This window comes from Salinivibrio sharmensis (genome assembly GCF_001995985.1).
Taxonomy (GTDB): Bacteria; Pseudomonadota; Gammaproteobacteria; order Enterobacterales; family Vibrionaceae; genus Salinivibrio; species Salinivibrio sharmensis.
Map to the genome: position 1 here is coordinate 207,848 of NZ_MUFC01000002.1, position 18,946 is coordinate 226,793.

Annotated in this window: 17 protein-coding genes; 15 read left to right on the plus strand and 2 right to left on the minus strand. The window is 50.5% G+C overall.

Annotated features, from left to right (window positions below):
* Positions 1-111: 111 nt before the first annotated feature.
* The 9 genes from BZG74_RS03035 to BZG74_RS03075 all read left to right on the plus strand — a co-directional run bounded on the left by BZG74_RS03035 (position 112) and on the right by BZG74_RS03075 (position 11,181).
* The gene (locus BZG74_RS03035; protein WP_077771280.1) at positions 112-1,068 is read left to right on the plus strand and encodes an NADP-dependent oxidoreductase; all 957 of its coding nucleotides are present in this window, start codon (positions 112-114) and stop codon (positions 1,066-1,068) included.
* Positions 1,069-1,141: 73 nt separating this feature from the next.
* On the plus strand, positions 1,142-1,564 hold the full coding sequence (locus BZG74_RS03040; RefSeq protein ID WP_077771281.1) for a YqaA family protein: 423 nt from the start codon (positions 1,142-1,144) through the stop codon (positions 1,562-1,564).
* Positions 1,565-1,574: 10 nt separating this feature from the next.
* Positions 1,575-4,418 (plus strand): M16 family metallopeptidase, encoded by a 2,844-nt coding sequence (locus BZG74_RS03045; RefSeq protein WP_077771282.1) that lies wholly within the window; start codon positions 1,575-1,577, stop codon positions 4,416-4,418.
* Between the two features lie 97 nt (positions 4,419-4,515).
* Entirely contained in the window at positions 4,516-6,093 is a 1,578-nt protein-coding gene (gene gshA / locus BZG74_RS03050; protein ID WP_077771283.1) for a glutamate--cysteine ligase, read from the plus strand.
* Positions 6,094-6,106: 13 nt separating this feature from the next.
* Entirely contained in the window at positions 6,107-6,724 is a 618-nt protein-coding gene (locus tag BZG74_RS03055; protein ID WP_077771284.1) for a transglycosylase SLT domain-containing protein, read from the plus strand.
* Positions 6,725-6,752: 28 nt separating this feature from the next.
* The gene (gene luxS, locus BZG74_RS03060) at positions 6,753-7,271 is read left to right on the plus strand and encodes an S-ribosylhomocysteine lyase (protein WP_077771285.1); all 519 of its coding nucleotides are present in this window, start codon (positions 6,753-6,755) and stop codon (positions 7,269-7,271) included.
* Positions 7,272-7,574: 303 nt separating this feature from the next.
* Positions 7,575-8,621, plus strand: a complete 1,047-nt coding sequence (locus tag BZG74_RS03065; protein ID WP_077771374.1) for a substrate-binding domain-containing protein — start codon at positions 7,575-7,577, stop codon at positions 8,619-8,621.
* 3 nt (positions 8,622-8,624) lie between these two features.
* A complete protein-coding gene (locus BZG74_RS03070) occupies positions 8,625-10,757 on the plus strand; it encodes a LuxQ periplasmic sensor domain-containing protein (protein ID WP_077771286.1) in 2,133 nt (710 codons plus the stop codon).
* A 61-nt stretch (positions 10,758-10,818) separates the two neighbouring features.
* The gene (locus tag BZG74_RS03075) at positions 10,819-11,181 is read left to right on the plus strand and encodes a response regulator (protein WP_077771287.1); all 363 of its coding nucleotides are present in this window, start codon (positions 10,819-10,821) and stop codon (positions 11,179-11,181) included.
* 152 nt (positions 11,182-11,333) lie between these two features.
* Here the strand turns inward: BZG74_RS03075 and BZG74_RS03080 are convergent, their stop codons facing one another.
* Entirely contained in the window at positions 11,334-12,620 is a 1,287-nt protein-coding gene (locus BZG74_RS03080; RefSeq protein WP_077771288.1) for an HlyC/CorC family transporter, read from the minus strand.
* A 106-nt stretch (positions 12,621-12,726) separates the two neighbouring features.
* Positions 12,727-13,524, minus strand: a complete 798-nt coding sequence (locus BZG74_RS03085; protein WP_077771289.1) for a cytochrome C assembly family protein — start codon at positions 13,522-13,524, stop codon at positions 12,727-12,729.
* 181 nt (positions 13,525-13,705) lie between these two features.
* Here BZG74_RS03085 and ffh point away from each other — a divergent pair, with 181 nt between their 5' ends.
* The 6 genes from ffh to BZG74_RS03115 all read left to right on the plus strand — a co-directional run bounded on the left by ffh (position 13,706) and on the right by BZG74_RS03115 (position 18,904).
* A complete protein-coding gene (ffh, locus tag BZG74_RS03090) occupies positions 13,706-15,088 on the plus strand; it encodes a signal recognition particle protein (protein WP_077771290.1) in 1,383 nt (460 codons plus the stop codon).
* A gap of 205 nt (positions 15,089-15,293) precedes the next feature.
* On the plus strand, positions 15,294-15,542 hold the full coding sequence (gene rpsP / locus BZG74_RS03095) for a 30S ribosomal protein S16 (protein ID WP_069363486.1): 249 nt from the start codon (positions 15,294-15,296) through the stop codon (positions 15,540-15,542).
* Positions 15,543-15,570: 28 nt separating this feature from the next.
* Positions 15,571-16,098: a ribosome maturation factor RimM gene (gene rimM, locus BZG74_RS03100; protein ID WP_077666533.1), complete on the plus strand. Its 528-nt coding sequence runs from the start codon at positions 15,571-15,573 to the stop codon at positions 16,096-16,098.
* Positions 16,099-16,123: 25 nt separating this feature from the next.
* Positions 16,124-16,879: a tRNA (guanosine(37)-N1)-methyltransferase TrmD gene (gene trmD / locus BZG74_RS03105; RefSeq protein WP_077458978.1), complete on the plus strand. Its 756-nt coding sequence runs from the start codon at positions 16,124-16,126 to the stop codon at positions 16,877-16,879.
* 28 nt (positions 16,880-16,907) lie between these two features.
* Positions 16,908-17,261: a 50S ribosomal protein L19 gene (gene rplS / locus BZG74_RS03110; RefSeq protein WP_046074125.1), complete on the plus strand. Its 354-nt coding sequence runs from the start codon at positions 16,908-16,910 to the stop codon at positions 17,259-17,261.
* Positions 17,262-17,479: 218 nt separating this feature from the next.
* Complete coding sequence (locus BZG74_RS03115; RefSeq protein WP_046074126.1) at positions 17,480-18,904, plus strand: carbon starvation CstA family protein; 1,425 nt, start codon at positions 17,480-17,482, stop codon at positions 18,902-18,904.
* The last annotated feature ends 42 nt before the right edge of the window (positions 18,905-18,946 follow it).

Here is an 18,946-nt window from a genome sequence, read left to right on the forward strand (position 1 = left end):
AAGACTAGAGGTTTACGCTTTGCAATGGCTCTGTGCTTAATCTCGTCGTTAAGGCAAATACCATTACGTTATACGCCAGCATAAGCACAATGGCATGCGAAAGGAGTCACTATGTCGAATAATCTCTCACTTGCAATCACTGAATTTGGTGCGCCCGAGGTGCTTAGCTCGGTCAACCGTTCGATTCCCTCTCCCTCTGAAGAGCAGGTGCTGATTCAAGTAAAAGCGGCTGGGGTTAACCCCATTGATGCAAAAACGCGAGCAGGGCTTGGTTGGGCTGCAGAGCATAATCAAGACAAGCTACCTTGGGTGCCGGGCTATGATGTTGCCGGGGTGGTAGTTGCCAATGGCACTAACGAAAGCAAGTTTGATGTCGGGGATCGTGTCGCTGGGATGATTGGCTTCCCCACCGAAGGCGGGGGATACAGCCAATATGTGGTCGCTGATGCCGGATTGTTATCAACTGTGCCGCCGAGTGTGCCTATGGTGGATGCCGCTGCAGTGCCATTGGCAGGGCTGACGGCTTGGCAAGCGCTTGAGCATGGTAAACTGGTGCGTGATGAAAAAGTATTGATTTTAGCGGGCGCTGGGGGTGTCGGTCACCTTGCGGTACAGTTGGCTGTTCGTCTTGGGGCGCAGGTTTATGCCACTGCTTCTGAAACCAATCATGCCTTTTTACGTCAACTGGATGCGACACCGATCGATTACCATCAAGCGCATTGGGCCACCGCCAATGGCGAGTTTGATGTGTTGATTGATTTAGTGGGCGGGGATACCGCCATTGACGCGCTGGCGAGCCTAAAAACAGGTGGGCGAGTCGTCACTGTGCCGACGAATACTCGAAATACCCTCACCTCTGCTGCCGCAGAAAGAGGCCTAAAGGCAACAGGCATGCTGGTTGACCCAAACACTTGGCAGACGCAGCGCTTGCTCGACATGCTTGACCAGGGCGAACTGAAAATAGATATCGCGGCCGTCTACCCGCTTGAGCAGGGCGCACAGGCGCACAAAGCGTTAGAAACCGGCCATACACGTGGTAAACGTGTGTTGGAAATGCCCTCGGCTTAACCTCCAAAACAAACCTAGTGGAGCGCTTTGTCGTGGGGGCAGGTGCTGAACCAATGATACTGCATGGGGTCGAATGGACGATTGGATGCTGTTGGCAACCTTGTTTGCCACCAGCTTTTTAAGTGCGACCTTATTGCCAGGTGGCTCTGAGGCCAATCTGGTGTATTTATTAACTCAGCACGCATTCGCGGATGGAATCGTTGTGGCGATTGCCACAGTAGGCAACACACTCGGTGGCATGACCAATTACGCCATCGGGCGTTGGCTGCCCGATTATCAACCGCATCGTTCATGGCACCGCCGAGCGCTCACTGGGCTGCAACGCTACGGTTATGCCGCGCTACTACTCAGCTGGGTACCGATTATTGGTGATCCGCTTTGCGTGGTTGCCGGTTGGCTCCGCCTTCGGCAATCTTGGTGCTGGCTGATTATCTTTGTTGCAAAAGCATCGCGCTACCTGGTGATTGTGATGTCAGTCCGTTGGGTAGCAGGTTAGGAACTATCATATGCCACGTTTATTGCTTGCCACGTTTTTCTTGCTATCTGTGTTGTCTGGATGCCAGCTGACTGGCTCAGCCTCAACCCAAACACCTGATGGCGTCACTTGGATTAAAACCGTCGCGCCTCCTCCAGGGAGTGCACAAGTCCCGTATCAGCAATTTAAATTAGATAATGGACTGACGGTATTGTTACATGAGGATCACTCTGACCCTCTTGTCAATGTTGATGTGCGTTACCATGTGGGCTCTGCCCGAGAAGAGCCGGGAAAATCAGGCTTTGCGCATTTTTTTGAACATATGATGTTTGAAGGCTCTGAGCACGTAGACGATCACGGAAAACGTATTAAAGAGGTGGGGGGCTATAATAATGGCTCGACCAATCGTGATACCACCCAGTATTACCAGACCGTAACGGCCAATGAGCTTGAGCGAGTTCTTTGGCTTGAATCTGATCGCATGGGCTTTTTGCTCGATGCGGTCTCTCAGCGCAAATTTGAAGTGCAGCGTGACACGGTGAAAAACGAACGGGCATTTCGGATCGATAATGTCCCGTATGGCCGCGTTAACGAGACCATTAATCAAGCACTCTACCCTGAGGGCCACCCTTACTCATGGCCGGTGATTGGTTATGTTGAGGATCTTAACCGTGTTGATGTTGGCGATCTCAAGCAATTCTTCCTGCGCTGGTATGGCCCTAACAACGCCACCCTTACTATTGGTGGCGACATCGATATTCAGCAAACCCTTGCTTGGGTGAAAAAATACTTTGGTGATATACCTCAAGGCCCATCAATACCAGAGGCGAAACCGCAACCGGTCACGCTAGATGGCTCTCGCTTTGTGACATTGGAAGACAAGGTCTCGCAACCGGTTTTGGTGATGACCTTTCCTACCAGTGTGCCTGAGACGGATACCACGACGCGCCTGGGGGTACTGGCCAATGTATTGGGGCAAGGGCGTGACAGTGTGCTTTATCAATCCCTGGTACAAACGGGGCAGCTGTTAAGTGCAGGCGCATCGCACCAGTGTGGTGAATTGGCCTGTACGTTTGAGATCTACGGTGTCGGTCGGCAAGGCCAATCACTGGCTGAAATCCGTACCTTGTTAGCCCAAACTCTGACGCAGTTTGAGGTAAAAGGGGTGAGTGACGAGGATATCAACCAAATCCAATCTATGGTGGAAGCCGATAATATCTTTGCGCTGCAAAGTGTCGACGGCAAGGTATCACAGCTGGCAAATGACTATACGCTCTACGGTGATGCAAACCGTATGAACCAGCGCCTTGCACGCCTTAATGCCGTGACCCCTGACAAGGTGATGGAAAGCTATCGGCAGTGGGTAAAAGATCAGCCTGCAGTAAACACCAGTGTGGTCCCTATTGGACGGACGGATTTGGTCGCTGCGCCCGCGAATTTTATCTATCAACGTCCAGAATATGGACAGACGCAAAACCCGCACGACACGTTAGCACGACGCGATACCCCAGACACTTTTGATCGCACCCAGCTCCCGGCGCCGAGTGGGAGTGTTACGGTCAATGTGCCTCGCATTTATCGGGCCGACTTGGACAATGGGATCCATCTGGCAGGCACAGTGAGTCGCGAGACACCCACGGTCACCTTGCAGCTTCGTTTACCTGCCGGCACCTTGATGGAGCCTAACGATCAGCGAGGCATCGCTCACTTAACGGCAACTATGGTGACCGAGGGCGCGGCAGGTATGTCAGCCGCTGAGCTCACTCGAGCCCTAGACAAGCTGGGCAGTCAAGTCAATATCAACGCGGACAGTTACCACACACAAATCACAGTAACGTCACTGAAAAAGCACCTGGGGGAGACCCTTAAACTGGTAAACAAAACCTTGCGTGCACCGACGTTTGCAGAAGAAGATTTTGATCGTGTTAAAGCCCAGTTGTTAGAGAGTCTGGCATCTCGCGCCGATGATGCAGGTTGGTTAGCCAGCCAAGCGACCAACCAGCTGTTATATCAAGATGCCACCTTCCGTGCGCCAGAGGGCGGTGTCGCGGAAGATATTGCAGCGATGACACTTGATGATGTTAAACACTTCTATCGCCAGCACTACATATTGCGAGGCAGCCAACTGATTGTGGTGGGCGACCTTTCTCGTGAACATGCGATCAATCTCGCCAACCGGATCACACCGTGGCAAGCGCAAACGCAGCCTACGGCTCAGGTGGCGCGTGCTGTCCCGAAAGACTACGACCAGGCACAAATTTGGCTGGTAGATAAACCGCAAGCCCCACAAACCAGTATTCGTATGGTGCGCCATGGTATGCCATACGATGCCACCGGCCCGATGTTTAAAACCCGCTTGGCCAACTTTAATTTTGGGGGCAATTTTAATGCGCGCCTGAATCAAAGCTTGCGTCAAGATAAAGGCTATACCTATGGCGCGCACAGTGGTGTTTATGGCGGCCGGCAGACAGGCACCATAGAAGTCAGTACCGATGTGCGCGCTGATGCGACACACGATGCGATTAAAGCGCTATGGCAAGAGATGGCGCATGCACAAGAAAATGGCTTTTCGGTACAAGAATTGGCCTATCTGCGTCAATCGAGTGGGCAGCGTGATGCGCTGAGCTATGAAACGCCATGGGAAAAAGCAGGCTTGATCGCGCATATTGAGGCCTTTGAATTAGACGATAACTACCGTGAGGCACAAAAAGCGTTATTGCAATCAATCACATTGCAACAGCTGAATGCCCAAGCGGCACGTTGGTTTGATCCTAACGACTATCAAATCATTGTGGTCGGGGATGCCTCTCGCCTTGGCGATAGCTTACGTCAACTTGGCTTGCCAGTGCGCACGTTAGCACTTGATTACCGATAAGCCTATTTGGATAAACTTACTCCGCTGCGTGATGGCTTTTGAGTAATAGCTTGTTTATATTGACCGCCACGCAGCATAAAAAAATAAGAGATACATTTTGACTGACTTTACCCAACGGTTAGCGCGTTTAGCGCAAAACCCAGATGCCTTAAAGGGGATTGGCCGCGGATTGGAGCGCGAGGCATTACGCATTACGCCAGCGGGGCATTTAGCGCAGACGGCGCATCCAGAGACGCTTGGATCGGCGCTGACACACCGTTGGATCACGACGGATTTTGCTGAATCACTGTTGGAGTTTATTACGCCTGTTAACACCTCGGTGAAAGGGATGCTGGACGAGTTACAGGACATCCATCGCTTTACCTATCAGCAAATGGGCGACGAACAATTGTGGCCCATGTCAATGCCATGCGTGGTGGCATCGGAAGACGATATCACCTTAGCGCAATACGGCAGCTCAAATATTGGACGGATGAAGACCTTGTATCGCCAAGGGCTCAAGCATCGCTATGGCAGTGTGATGCAAGTGATCTCAGGGGTGCATTTTAACATCTCTTTGCCTGAGACATTTTGGCAGCATTTGTACCACTCAGACACGGTAAGCCAAGCGTCAGTCACCCAAGGTTACTTTGATCTTATTCGCAATTATTACCGCCATGGTTGGATGATCCCTTATCTATTTGGGGCGTCACCTGCTTTATGTGGCTCGTTTATCAAGCATGCGCAAAGCCAGTTGCCCTTTGAACATATGCCGTCAGGTACATGTTACTTACCTTATGCAACGTCGCTGCGCTTGAGTGATTTAGGGTATACCAATAATGCGCAAGCGGATCTTAAAATTGGTTTTAACACCCTAGAGCAATACCTTGAAGGATTAAGAAGCGCGATTCGTACTCCCTCACAGGCGTTTGCCAAGTTAGGTATTCGAGATGGCGAGACGTATCGTCAGCTCAACACCAATGTGCTACAAATTGAAAATGAGCTCTATGCGCCTATACGCCCCAAACGGAATGCTGAAAGCGGTGAAAAGCCGACCGAAGCGCTTGAGCGAGGCGGTGTCGAGTACATTGAGGTGCGCTCTTTGGACGTCAACCCATACAGCCCGGTGGGGATTGAAGAGGATCAGATTCATTTCCTTGATCTCTTTGTCTCCTGGTGTGCGCTATCGCCTTCTGAGCCGATGACCGACCCTGAGCTCAATTGCTGGCGTGACAATTGGAACAAAATTGTACTCGAAGGCCGCAAACCAGGCTTAACCCTGACCACAGGATGTGAGGGCGAGACCCTGACGCAAGCAGAGTGGGGGGTACAAGTAATGGGTGAGCTTAAGCAGTTGGCGAAAGTCATGGATCGCGCGGTCGACGACCATCGCTATGAGACCGTATGTGACAAGATGATCGCCTGCTTTGATAACCCAGAGCTTACCTTATCTGGTCGGGTGCTTGCGGATGTGATAGCGAAAGGAGGTATTGGCGGGTTGGGACTTGGTCTTGCGCGTGACCATAAAGCGGCGCTAGCGGATGTGCCTTACAAGATCCACAGTGATGCAGGCTTCTTACAAGAAGCGAAAGAGAGCGTCGCGCGTCAAAAAGCGGTAGAAGAGAGTGATACACAAAGCTTTGAAGCCTTTTTGAATGCTTACTTTAAAGATGTGCCGATGGCCGAAAGCTGGTAACTAGGCGGTCACTATGAGCAGAGCGGGCGTGATCAGTCGTTTAGCTGCCATCTTTATTGTTGTGGGCGTATCCGGATGTGCCACACCGCCGCCGGACAACCCTAACAATCTTTGTGACATTTTCGACCAGCACCCCGACTGGTTTGAAGCAGCGGTCGAAATGGAAGAGGATTGGGGGACGCCGATTCAAGTAGCGATGGCATTTGTTAAACAAGAAAGCGCATTCGTTCATGATGCCTTGCCACCTCGCGATTATGTGTTGGGTATCTTACCGTGGGGGCGAGTGAGCAGTGCGTATGGGTATGCACAAGCGCAAGACCCGGCTTGGTCTGATTACCAAAAAGCCACGGACAATGGTGGGTCTCGCACTGACTTTGCCGATGCCTTACAGTTTATTGGTTGGTATACCGATGCAACCTACCGCCAACTCGGGGTATCTAAATGGGATGTGTATCGCCAGTATTTAGCTTACCATGAAGGTAGAGGCGGATTTCAGCGCGGCTCGTTTGAGGGGAAACCCGGGTTAAAACGCGTGGCGCGTAAAGTCGAACAACAAGCAAAGGACTACGGTTGGCAATTAAAAGGTTGCCGACAACGACTCGAGGATAATCTGAGCTGGTGGCCATTCTAAGGTCACCGCGAGGGATAAAGGAGGTAAGATGCCACTATTAGATAGCTTTACGGTTGATCATACTCGCATGCATGCGCCGGCTGTGCGCGTTGCTAAAACGATGCAAACGCCCAGCGGTGATACGATTACCGTTTTTGACCTTCGTTTTTGTCGCCCTAACGAAGAGCACTTGACGGAAAAAGGGATCCACACGCTCGAGCACCTGTTTGCCGGCTTTATGCGTAAACATCTCAACAGCGATAAGGTTGAGATCATTGATATCTCTCCTATGGGGTGTCGTACTGGCTTCTACATGAGCCTGATTGGGGAGCCCCAAGAGCCTGAGGTGGCGAAAGCATGGGAACTGGCGATGGAAGATGTGCTGGTTGTGCCGTCGCAAGACAAGATCCCTGAGCTCAACGAGTATCAATGCGGGACGTATGAGATGCACTCACTCAGCGAGGCGAAAGATATCGCTCGTGCCATCATCGATGCAGGGGTGACCGTGAATAAAAACGATGATCTTTCCTTACCTGAGTCCATGCTACAAACGTTGCGCGTTGACTAGCGCGCCTCAGCCTTGAACGTTAACGGCAGTCCATATTGGGCTGCCGTTTTTCTTGGTATTTATGGCTTTCGCCCTTTTTTGTCTTGATTGCTAGATAAATGCCTGGGAAGTGTAGGCTTTGTTGCATCTTTTTTGCCTCATCAAGCACGCTTCTCGCTTTTCTCGCTGCGCCCGTGCACGGGTTTCGCTAAGCTGACACTGACTTGGAAACAAAAAGGTTGTGGGATAAAAGTGAGTTTACGCACCAGACATCTAAATGACGCGATCCGTTTTTTCCGTTGGTTGACTGGGCTCACCTTGCTGATGGTGATGTCTAGTGCCCACGGATCACTCAATGGCTTTTGGTCTTACGATGAGTACCTTGCGCTGCACCCTGAGCAAAAAAGCTTAACCACCAAATTGGACGCTCTGGTACAAGCAGAGCCCGTGCCTTTTTTCGGTGCCATGGAACCAATAAAAATCGCTGTGGTGGTGCCGGGCGAGCAAATATCCGACTACTGGCAGCGTAACGTACGTGCCTTCGAGCGGCGGCTGAATGCACTCAATATCCCTTATCAGCTTCAACAAGTCACGACGCGCCCCAATACCGATATTCGTGAACAAAGCGCCTCGTTGTATGCGGCGCTACGTGATGGGGCCGATTACCTCATTTTTACTTTGAACAGTGTGCGCCATCGTAAGTTTATTAACCATGTGTTATCACAGAAAAAAACCAAGCTTATTTTGCAAAATATCACCACGCCCGTAAAAGCGTGGCAAGATAATCAGCCATTTTTATATGTGGGGTTCGATCACCAACGTGGTAGCCGTGCATTGGCAACCTATTACCAAGAGCGATATCCTGAAGGCGTGAATTATTCGGTGCTTTACTTTTCGCAAGGTTATGTCAGTGATGCACGGGGAGATACTTTTATTGAGGCCATGAGCTCGCACGCTGATAGCAACTTGCTGTCTGCCTATTACACCAAGGGTGACCGAGAGTCAGGTTATCAGGCAGCCAAAGCGATGTTAAACAATAACCCAAAGCTCGACTTTATTTATGCGTGTGCAACCGACGTCGCGTTTGGCGCTATTCAGGCCCTCGATGAGCTAGGCCGTGACACGGTTGGACTTAATGGCTGGGGAGGTGGCTCAGCAGAACTTGACGCGATTGCCGCTGGTCAACTCGATGTGACTGTGATGAGAATGAATGATGATACAGGGATTGCCATGGCCGAGGCGATCAAACGTGATATTGAGCATCAACCTGTGCCCGTGGTCTATTCTGGGCGGTTTGAAGTGATCACGCGCTATGACGATCCCAAGCGGATAGAGGCGCTTAAGAATAAAGCATTTAGATATTCGGATTAAATAATGGCCATTTCTGGTTCACCGAAACTGTCACTGTCTCAATTACTGACCCGTTTGATCGTGGTCTTTTTCCTCTTTGTGACGGCCGGGGTATATATACAAAGTTATCAACTTACTTTGGCGGGGATTAATCAAGAAATCACCCGTACCCTGACGCAGACGTCTCGTCTGTTGCAAAATGTGTTTGATAGTCGTCTCACATCGCTGCAAATCCACCAAAATACCAATGCTGCGAGTGCGACACTGCAGTCAATGGTGGCGAATGAGAACAGCGCGGCGTTGGATGACTACTTTATCGAACAAGAGCAACAAGACGTAGCCAATACCCCTGATTTTCGCTTTATTGCCAAAGACGACCGCGTGCTGTGGCATGACGGTAGCAGTCTTTTTCATGGCATTGATCGTGAGCAACTAGAGCAGCTACGCCTCCAGTTAAGGGGAATTAATCGGTGGACGTTAACCACTATCACCACTGAGGTGGAGCAGAGCTATCTGTTAATGCGGCGAACGCCAATCGTGTTTCAGTCTAGCGGCAAGTTGGGTGGCTACTTATATGTGGTGGTGATGCTTAATGGCAACTTCTCGTTTGTCAAAAGTTTGCAGCGTGCCAGCGGTACGCAAGCGGTGTGGTTGTCTGCAGATAGTGTCACTCTCGCCTCGACGCTGAGCGGCAACGATGATATTGGTCGCGATCTTACGCTTCCCTCGCCAGGAGAGAGTCAGGCATTTCGCCACTATTTGGTGAGTCAAGCCAAGTTACGCATCGCCGGTGAGCCCTCAAAAATTGCTCTGTTGTCAGCACAGCAAAATGACAATGTGGTGGCACTGCAACGGCAAATGGGGATTAATCTGCTGCTGACCACGATGGTGATTATTGTGGCGGCAATCTGGGTGAACCGATTTGTGCAAACACGCATCGCGGATTCACTGGAAAAATTGATGCGTTATACCCAAGGCGCGCGCTCGCGACAGCGCACTTTGCCTTTTGCAGGCTCGGATATTGAAGAGTTTAACCATATCGGGAAGACCCTAGAGTCCACGTTTGATGCCTTGTATGAAAAAGAGCGCTCCCTACAAGACCTGTTTGACTATGCCTTGTCGCCCATCATCGTTTGGGATACCCACTTTGATATTACGCGTATTAACCCCGCGGCCAAACTAAAGCTTAACTATGACGAGCAAATCCATGCGTCCAGTTGGCTCTACGACCAATTTATGTATGCGATTACCCCTCACCTACAGCGCGCATTAAACGGGACGATTTTAAAAGGGGTCAATATAGAGATTGATCGTCGAGTTTATCGTTGGAATCTGGCGCCGTTAATGGTCGACAACCAAGTGAAAGCGGTGATTGGGCAGGGACAAGAAATCACGTCGTTGATTGAAGCGGAGCAACAAAGCCAACGCGCTAAAGAAGCGGCAGAAGCCTCTGCCCGCGCCAAGTCTGAGTTCTTGGCTAAGATGAGTCATGAAATTCGCACGCCGCTCAATGGTATTCTAGGCATTACCCAAATATTGAGTGATAAAGCCAAAGAAAAAGAGCAAAAAGAGCTTCTAGGTAGCCTTTATCAAAGTGGTGAGCACTTACTCACTGTGCTGAATGATGTGCTGGATCTTYCCAAAATTGAACAAGGCAAGATGACCATCGAGCACGGCGATTTTTATCTACACGATATGATTCGCACGGTTGAGAATATCTATACCCCGATTTGTGAGAGCAAACAGATTGCATTGACGATCGATGCGCCCGTCGCGGATGACACCATGGTGTGCTCTGATCAATCACGTCTGACTCAGATCCTCTTCAACTTGATGAGCAATGCAGTGAAGTTCACCCATGTTGGCAAGGTGGGGATGAACATCAAATTAGTCGAGTCGGATGAGCAAACACGCTTACATATAGAGGTTACTGACACGGGGGTGGGGATGAACCAACAAGCGCTATCATCCTTGTTTGACCCCTTTGTACAAGCAGACTCCAGCGTCACGCGTACATACGGAGGCAGTGGTTTGGGGTTATCTATCGTGAAAAGCTTACTCGACTTACTCGGGGGAGAGATTGATGTGACCAGTGAGCCGGATAGAGGTAGCCGCTTTATGGTCACTGTGCCTGTGGCTCTGACTGACACACGCTAAACCGACACAAACCGTAGAGGCCGACCCCTTTGACCCAGCGTCTTTGGGCATAGAGCGGCTGTTGCTGGTTGAGGACAACAAAATCAATGCCATGGTGGCTCAAGCGTTTTGCAAAAAATACCAGATTGATGTTGATTGGGCGGAAGATGGGGAGCAGGCCCTCGAGCGTCTCCAACAGGCGGATTATGATCTGGTATTAATGGATAATCATATGCCTAAGCTTGGCGGCATTGATGCGACAAGAGCGATTCGTAAAACCTTGGGGCTCGATGTCCCCATTTATGCGTGCACGGCCGATGCGTACGGTCATGTGCATGAGGCCTTTTATCAAGCCGGTGCCGACTATGTGATTGTGAAGCCGATCAAAGAAGCCAGCTTTATTGAAGCATTACGGCATTACACCTGTACGGAAAACAGCGCTTGATGATGTTAGTGGTAACGGACGATCAGATAGTGACCTAAAAAGGGTAAGCACAAAAAGGTGGGGAATGCCCCACCTTTTTTACGCGTTCATCTCACGGTTGTTATGGCTTGTTTAGCGTGCTTGTTGTGATATGGCTGATGGAAGGTGTCAAATTAACTGTCTAAACTGGCTTGTGGTTGCTTAGCCGGTAATACCTTAACTTGCTTAATCATATTGTCTGCGACATCGACAATTTCAATGTGGTGGCCATCAATCTCTACACTTAAGCGGTTGTTAGGGATATCTTCCAAGTGTTCGAGGATGAGGCCATTGAGGGTACGCGGGCCATCGGTCGGTAGGGCCCAATTAAGGCTCTTATTCAAGTCGCGAATATTGGCGCTACCCTCAATCAGATAGCCACCGTCGGTCAATGGCGTAATTTCTTCTGCCAAACTCGGTGACAATGACGTCGTAAATTCACCCACGATCTCTTCGAGAATATCTTCCAAAGTCACCAAGCCTATCATGTCGCCGTACTCGTCGACGACCAAACCAATGCGTTGTTTGTTGCGTTGGAATTTCAGCATTTGCACGTTCAAAGGCGTGCCTTCCGGTATAAAGTACACTTCGTCGGCAGCGCGAAGGAGCGTTTCTTTGTTAAATTCGTTTTTCTCTACCATTAAGCGGTAGGCTTTGCGCACACGCAGCATGCCAACCACTTCGTCGATGGTGTCACGATAGAGCACCATACGGCCATGTGGAGCATGCGTGAATTGGCGCATGATTGACTTCCAGTCATCATTGATATTGATCCCCGTGATTTCATTACGGGGTACCATGATGTCATCCACGGTCACTTCTTCTAGCTCAAGAATCGATAGCAGCATATGCTGGTGACGACGGGGGATAAGGCTACCCGCTTCATTTACAATCGTGCGAAGCTCTTCAGTGCTTAAGCTATCTTTACCGTCGGTTTTGGCACCTAAGCCCAGTATCCGTAAAAAACCATTGGTAATAAAGTTCACCAAGCTGACCAATGGATAGAAAACTTTCATCAGAATGGTCAGTACAAAACTGCTGAGAAAGGAAACACGCTCAGGGTAGAGGGCGGCGAGGGTTTTAGGGGTCACTTCAGCGAAGACCAAAATCACCATGGTCAGTGCGCCGGTGGCGATCGCGATACCGGCATCACCGTACAGGCGCAAGCCTAAAACGGTCGCGATCGACGAGGCAAGAATATTGACCAGGTTATTACCAATCAGGATAAGCCCGATCAGCCGGTCTGGCCGAGTGAGCAGTTTTTCGACCCGCTTAGCGCCGCTATGGCCTGATTTAGAAAGGTGGCGTAACCGGTAGCGGTTAAGGGCCATCATGCCTGTCTCAGACCCGGAAAAATAACCGGAAATGACGATAAGCAATACCAAAAGGGAAATTAAAATTCCCGTCGATATGTCGTCCAACGAACTGTTCCTTACGTTTGTTTGAAGATCAGAGCCTATGCTCGAGTGTACACTACTGCCACGCGCCTATGGGGCCGTTTGCCCTTTGCCATATGCGCGCACTGTCTTACCCCGCGATCAGGATCTCACGGACAAAACGGCTGCCAAAATAGGCTAAAGTGAGTAGAAAGGCGCCCACAATACTAAACCAGACCACCCGACGTCCACGCCAGCCTGATTGATAATGTCCCCAAAGGAGAACGCCATACACGACCCAAGCGGCCATAGAAAGGAAGGCTTTGTGCGCTTTCCCTTGCGCGAACATATCATCGACAAAGATAAATCCAGTCATTAAAGTGAAGGTTAATAACACCTGACCCACCAAAATGATGTTGAAAAGCTGCCGCTCCACCATCATTAAAGGAGGGACATTGTGATTAATGACCTGACGTTTTTTGTGTTTGAGCTGATAGTCTAACCATGCCAGTTGAAGTGCATACAGGGTGGCGATCATTAAGGTTGAATAAGCGAATAGCGCCAGGGAAATGTGCAACAGCACCTCTGGATGCGATTCGAGATGGGTAATGAAGGCGCCAGGAAGCAGTGTCGCACTCGCAAGGTTTAGCCCTGCGAAGGCATAAACCACCGGTAGCAAGAACCACAGCCGCAACCGAAAAATTAGTCCGGTAGTCATCATCGCAATGATAAAACTCACCAAGGAGGCGACGTTGAGCATGCTAAGGTTCTGCCCCGTACCTGATAAAATCAGGTCTTTTAACAGGTAGGCATGCAGCGCCAGCGCAGCCAAGGCGGTGAAAAAGACCGGCTTCGCACTAATTTGATTGTTGCTGGACAAGCCGGGGATGATCTGCAAAATGGCGGCCAGATAAAGCATTGATGCCAATAAGGCTGTCAGAATTTCCATCGTCACCGATCAGTCAGTTAATCAATAAGAATGAAGGTGTGAGTATACCTTGCCTCAATCTTCGTCGCTATCGATACATGCAAGCGATGGGGGGATTGCGGTATAATCTCAGTAATTTCGCGACAGCGATTGCACCCAGATGAAAAATCATGGGCCAATAGGACGAGTGGGCGAGTAACGCATGTTTGAAAACTTATCAGAACGTTTATCCCGGACGCTCAAAAATGTGAGCGGCCGCGGTCGGTTAACGGAAGACAATATCAAAGAGACCTTACGCGAAGTGCGTATGGCGCTGCTGGAAGCCGATGTCGCGCTCCCTGTGGTTCGTGATTTTGTCAAACGCGTCAAAGAGCGTGCCGTTGGCATTGAAGTGTCTAAAAGCCTGACGCCTGGGCAGGAATTTATCAAAATTGTCCAAGCCGAGTTAGAAGCGGTGATGGGCGATGCCAATGAAAAATTGGATCTTGCGGCCCAGCCGCCAGCAGTGATTTTGATGGCAGGCTTGCAAGGGGCGGGTAAAACCACCAGTGTGGGCAAGCTGGGTAAGATGCTTACCGAGCAGGAAAAAAAGAAAGTCTTGGTGGTGTCTGCGGACGTGTATCGCCCGGCGGCGATTAAACAGCTGGAAACCTTGGCGGGTGAAGTCGGGGTAGATTTCTTCCCATCGAGCGCTGATCAAAACCCCGTTGATATCGCCAAAGCGGCGGTTGATCACGGTAAGCTGAAGTTTTACGACGTGGTGATTGTCGATACCGCCGGTCGCTTGCACGTTGATGACGCCATGATGGACGAGATCAAAGACGTTCATAGTGCGGTCAACCCAGTAGAGACCTTGTTTGTGGTTGATGCCATGACAGGTCAAGACGCCGCGAACACAGCCAAAGCGTTTAACGACGCTTTAGCACTGACCGGTGTCGTGTTGACCAAAGTCGATGGTGATGCCCGTGGCGGTGCGGCGCTGTCGGTGCGCCATATTACCGGTAAGCCAATCAAATTTTTGGGTGTGGGTGAAAAAACCGACGCCCTGGAGCCTTTCCATCCTGACCGGGTGGCATCCCGTATCTTGGGGATGGGCGATGTCCTGTCGCTTATTGAAGATCTTGAGCGCAATGTCGATAAAGACAAAGCCGAGAAGATGGCCAAGAAGTTTAAGCAGAAAAAAGGCTTCGACTTGGCAGATTTTCGCGACCAGCTTGAACAAATGAAGAGCATGGGCGGCATGATGGGCATGATGGATAAGCTGCCTGGGATGTCGAATGTGCCCGATAACGTGAAAGATAACGTTGATGACAAAATGTTCTTGCAGATGGAAGCGATCATCAACTCCATGACCCCGCGTGAGCGCCAGCGCCCCGAAATCATCAAAGGGTCGCGTAAGAAGCGGATTGCCGCAGGCTCAGGCACCCAAGTGCAGGACGTGAACCGTCTTCTTAAGCAGTTTACCCAAATGCAAAAAATGATGAAGAAAATGCAAAAAGGCGGCATGCGCAACATGATGCGCCAAATGAAAGGCATGATGCCGCCGGGTGGCGGTCCAGGTGGTCCTGGCGGATTCATGGGTTAATCAAGACGCGTATTTACCTGCCAGCCCAGTGCTGGCAGGCATACCAACTCGCTGTGAGGCTTGGGATAGCTGGTGGAAATTTGACTAAACCAGTTGCATTCACAGCAATAAAGAGTAAAATTCCCGAGCTTTATTTTGGCACGAGGCCCCGCATTGCTGACGCGAAACGGGGCCAATTTTATTAAGTAATGCAAATGAGGACGATATGGTAACCATTCGTTTGGCACGTCATGGCGCGAAAAAACGCCCATTTTATCAAATCGTTGTAGCTGACAGCCGCCAGGCGCGCGACGGTCGCTTCATCGAGAAAATCGGTTTCTTTAACCCTGTAGCCCAAGGCCAGGAAGAGAAGCTACGCCTTGACCTGGATCGTGTGAACCACTGGGTTGGCGAAGGCGCAACGGTTTCTGACCGTGTTGCTAAGCTAGTCAAAGACGCAGCAAAAGCAGCGTAAGTCTCCAGTGTCAGGGTTAAAAGAAGAAATGAGTGAGCAAGATACTATCGTGGTTGGCAAGCTAGGCGCGTCATACGGTATTCGTGGCTGGCTCAAGATTTTTTCTTACACTGAAGAAGCTGAGAGCATTTTTGCCTACTCTCCTTGGTTTATCCAGGTGCGCGGGCAGTGGCAACGTTTCGAGTTAGAAGACTGGAAACGCCACAACAAGGGGTATGTTGCCAAGCTCAAAGGGCTGGATCAGCGCGAAGACGCGCAGATGCTGACCAATGCTGAGATTGCAGTAGGGACTGAGTCGCTGCCTGCTTTGTCAGATGAAGAGTTTTATTGGCGAGAGCTGTTTGGCATGGACGTGGTGAATGCAAAAGGCTATCACCTCGGTACGGTGACTGACATGCTCGAAACCGGCTCTAACGACGTACTTGTCGTCAAAGCCAACCTCAAAGATGCTTTTGGCAAAAAGGAACGCTTAATTCCGTTCCTTGAAGAGCAGGTTATCAAGTCAATTGATCGCACTGCTCAACGGATCGAAGTTGACTGGGATCCTGGTTTTTAAACTCCAACAGTAAGCGAGCGGAAATATGTGGGTTGGCATTATTAGCCTGTTTCCTGAAATGTTCCGAGCGGTCACTGATTTTGGAGTCACGGGCCAAGCGGTAAAAAAAGGGCTGTTAAACGTCGAAACGTGGAATCCGCGTGATTTCACTCAAGACAAACACCGTACGGTTGATGACCGACCTTACGGCGGTGGCCCCGGCATGTTGATGATGGTTGAGCCGTTGCGCGATGCTATTCACGCTGCCAAACACGCCGCAGGCGATAAAGCGAAAGTGGTTTACCTCTCTCCGCAAGGGCGCAAGCTCGACCAAGCGGGGGTTGAATCACTGGCGAGCAATGACAAACTTATTTTGATTTGCGGCCGGTATGAAGGGGTAGATGAGCGCATTATACAAACCCATGTAGACGAAGAATGGTCAGTGGGAGATTTTGTGCTCAGTGGGGGCGAGCTGCCCGCAATGACGCTGGTGGACGCGGTTGCTCGGTTTGTACCGGGTGTACTCGGCGACATGGCGTCGGCAGAGGAAGACTCCTTTGCCAACGGGTTGTTAGACTGTCCACACTACACACGTCCAGAAGTGTTAGACGGGTTGGGGGTACCAGAGGTGCTAAAATCCGGCAATCACAAGGACATTCGTCGCTGGCGATTAAAGCAATCGCTAGGTCGCACTTGGTTACGACGACCAGAGCTCCTGGAAAACCTAGCTCTGACTGACGAACAGGAATCACTACTTGCCGAGTTCATCAAAGAACACCGTGCAAGTGCCGAATCAAATTGAGTTTCAGTTTATTCTAGGGTTATAAACAATGAGTAACATCATCAAGCAGCTCGAAGAAGAGCAAATGAAAAAAGACCTGCCTGAGTTTCAAGCAGGTGACACTGTCCTGGTACAGCTTAAAGTAAAAGAAGGTAACCGTGAGCGTCTGCAGCCATATGAAGGTGTGGTTATCGCTAAGCGCAACCGTGGTCTACACACTGCATTCACCGTACGTAAAGTATCAAGCGGTGAAGGTGTAGAGCGTACTTTCCAAATCCATTCGCCAGTTATCGACAGCATTACTGTTAAACGTCGCGGTGCAGTACGTCGTGCCAAACTGTACTACCTGCGTGAGCGTTCTGGTAAGTCAGCTCGAATCAAAGAGCGTCTTAACAAGAAGTAATCGCCCTCGGCGTTTATTGCTCAAAAAGCCCGTCCACTTGGACGGGCTTTTTTAATGTCCTCAACCGCTCAACCGCTCAACCGCGCTTACAACCGTTTACTCGCCCATGCGACCACTCACCGACAAAGCTGATGAATGTGGCGGCTATGTAGGCAAAATGGCATCTGTACCCTACTAAAAGATTGGCAGCTTAGCTGCTAACGACACGGAGAACAGCTATGTCCTGGTTTTTATTATGCGTGGTGACCTTGATTGTGGGCTACTTCACTTACGGCACCTTTATTACCAAAATTTTTGGGCCTAAGCCGCAAAAAGCGACACCGGCCATGAGCATGAACGACGGCGTGGATTATGTGCCGCTGTCGGACAAAAAAGTTTACCTGATTCAGCTTTTAAACATTGCTGGATTAGGCCCGATCTTTGGCCCGATTCTTGGTGCTTTGTACGGCCCTGTCGCCATGTTATGGATTGTGTTTGGCTGCATTTTTGCGGGAGCTGTGCATGACTACTTCTCGGGCATGTTGAGTGTCCGCGCAAATGGGGCGTCTGTGCCTTCTGTGGTCGGAGAGCATCTGGGCAACTTCGCTAAACATTTTATGAACTTCTTTGCGGTGTTGCTGTTGATGTTGGTCGGCGTGGTATTTGTGCTCGGTCCCGCCAAGTTGTTGGGTAGCTTGTCAGAGATGAGCGTGGCGATGTGGGTCGGTATTATCTTTGCCTATTATGTGCTGGCGACAGTGGTACCCATTGATAAAATTATCGGCCGTTTTTATCCCGTGTTTGGTGCCTTGCTTGTCTTTATGTCGGTGGGCTTGATTATCGGCTTGGCCGTGAGCGATCACAGCTTCTACAGCCAAGGGTTAGACTTTGCGACTAACTTCCACCCAACCGATCTACCACTGTGGCCATTGCTGTTTATTACTATCGCTTGTGGAGCAGTATCCGGCTTCCATGCCACCCAGTCGCCATTGATGGCGCGCTGCATGCAAAATGAAAAGTCAGGGCGCTTTATCTTCTATGGCGCGATGATTGGTGAAGGTGTGATTGCGCTTATCTGGTGTAGCCTAGGTTTGAGCTTCTATGAATCCAGTGAGGCGCTTAATCAAACGCTCGCCAACGGTGGCCCCGCCGCGGTGGTGCATGAGGTTTCCACCTCGCTCCTGGGCACAGTCGGAGGCATTATGGCGGTCTTGGGCGTGATTGTGCTGCCGATTACCTCGGGTGATACCGCCTTCCGCTCTGCGCGTCTGATTATCGCCGATTTTCTGAAAATTCAGCAAAAACCGATGGTGAAGCGCCTGATGATTGCGATCCCCATGTTTGTGGTCGGTTTTTTGATCACCAAAGCGGAGTTTGGCGTGATTTGGCGTTACTTCGGCTGGGCCAACCAAACTACCGCGATGATCATGCTATGGGCCGCGGCAGCTTATCTGATTAAACGCGATAAGTTGCACTGGGTATGCACCATTCCGGCAATGTTTATGACTGCCGTGACCGTTACGTACTTGGCCAATGCTGAAATCGGGTTTAGCCTGCCGATGAATATCGCCACCATCATCGGTGTGGGGGCAACAATTGCTGCCACGATTGCTTTCTTTGTGGGGTATAAACCCAACCCACAACTGATCGCGGATGAGAAGTGATTGCCACGCCATCAGGGCCTGCCGCCTTGGTTAGCGTCGATT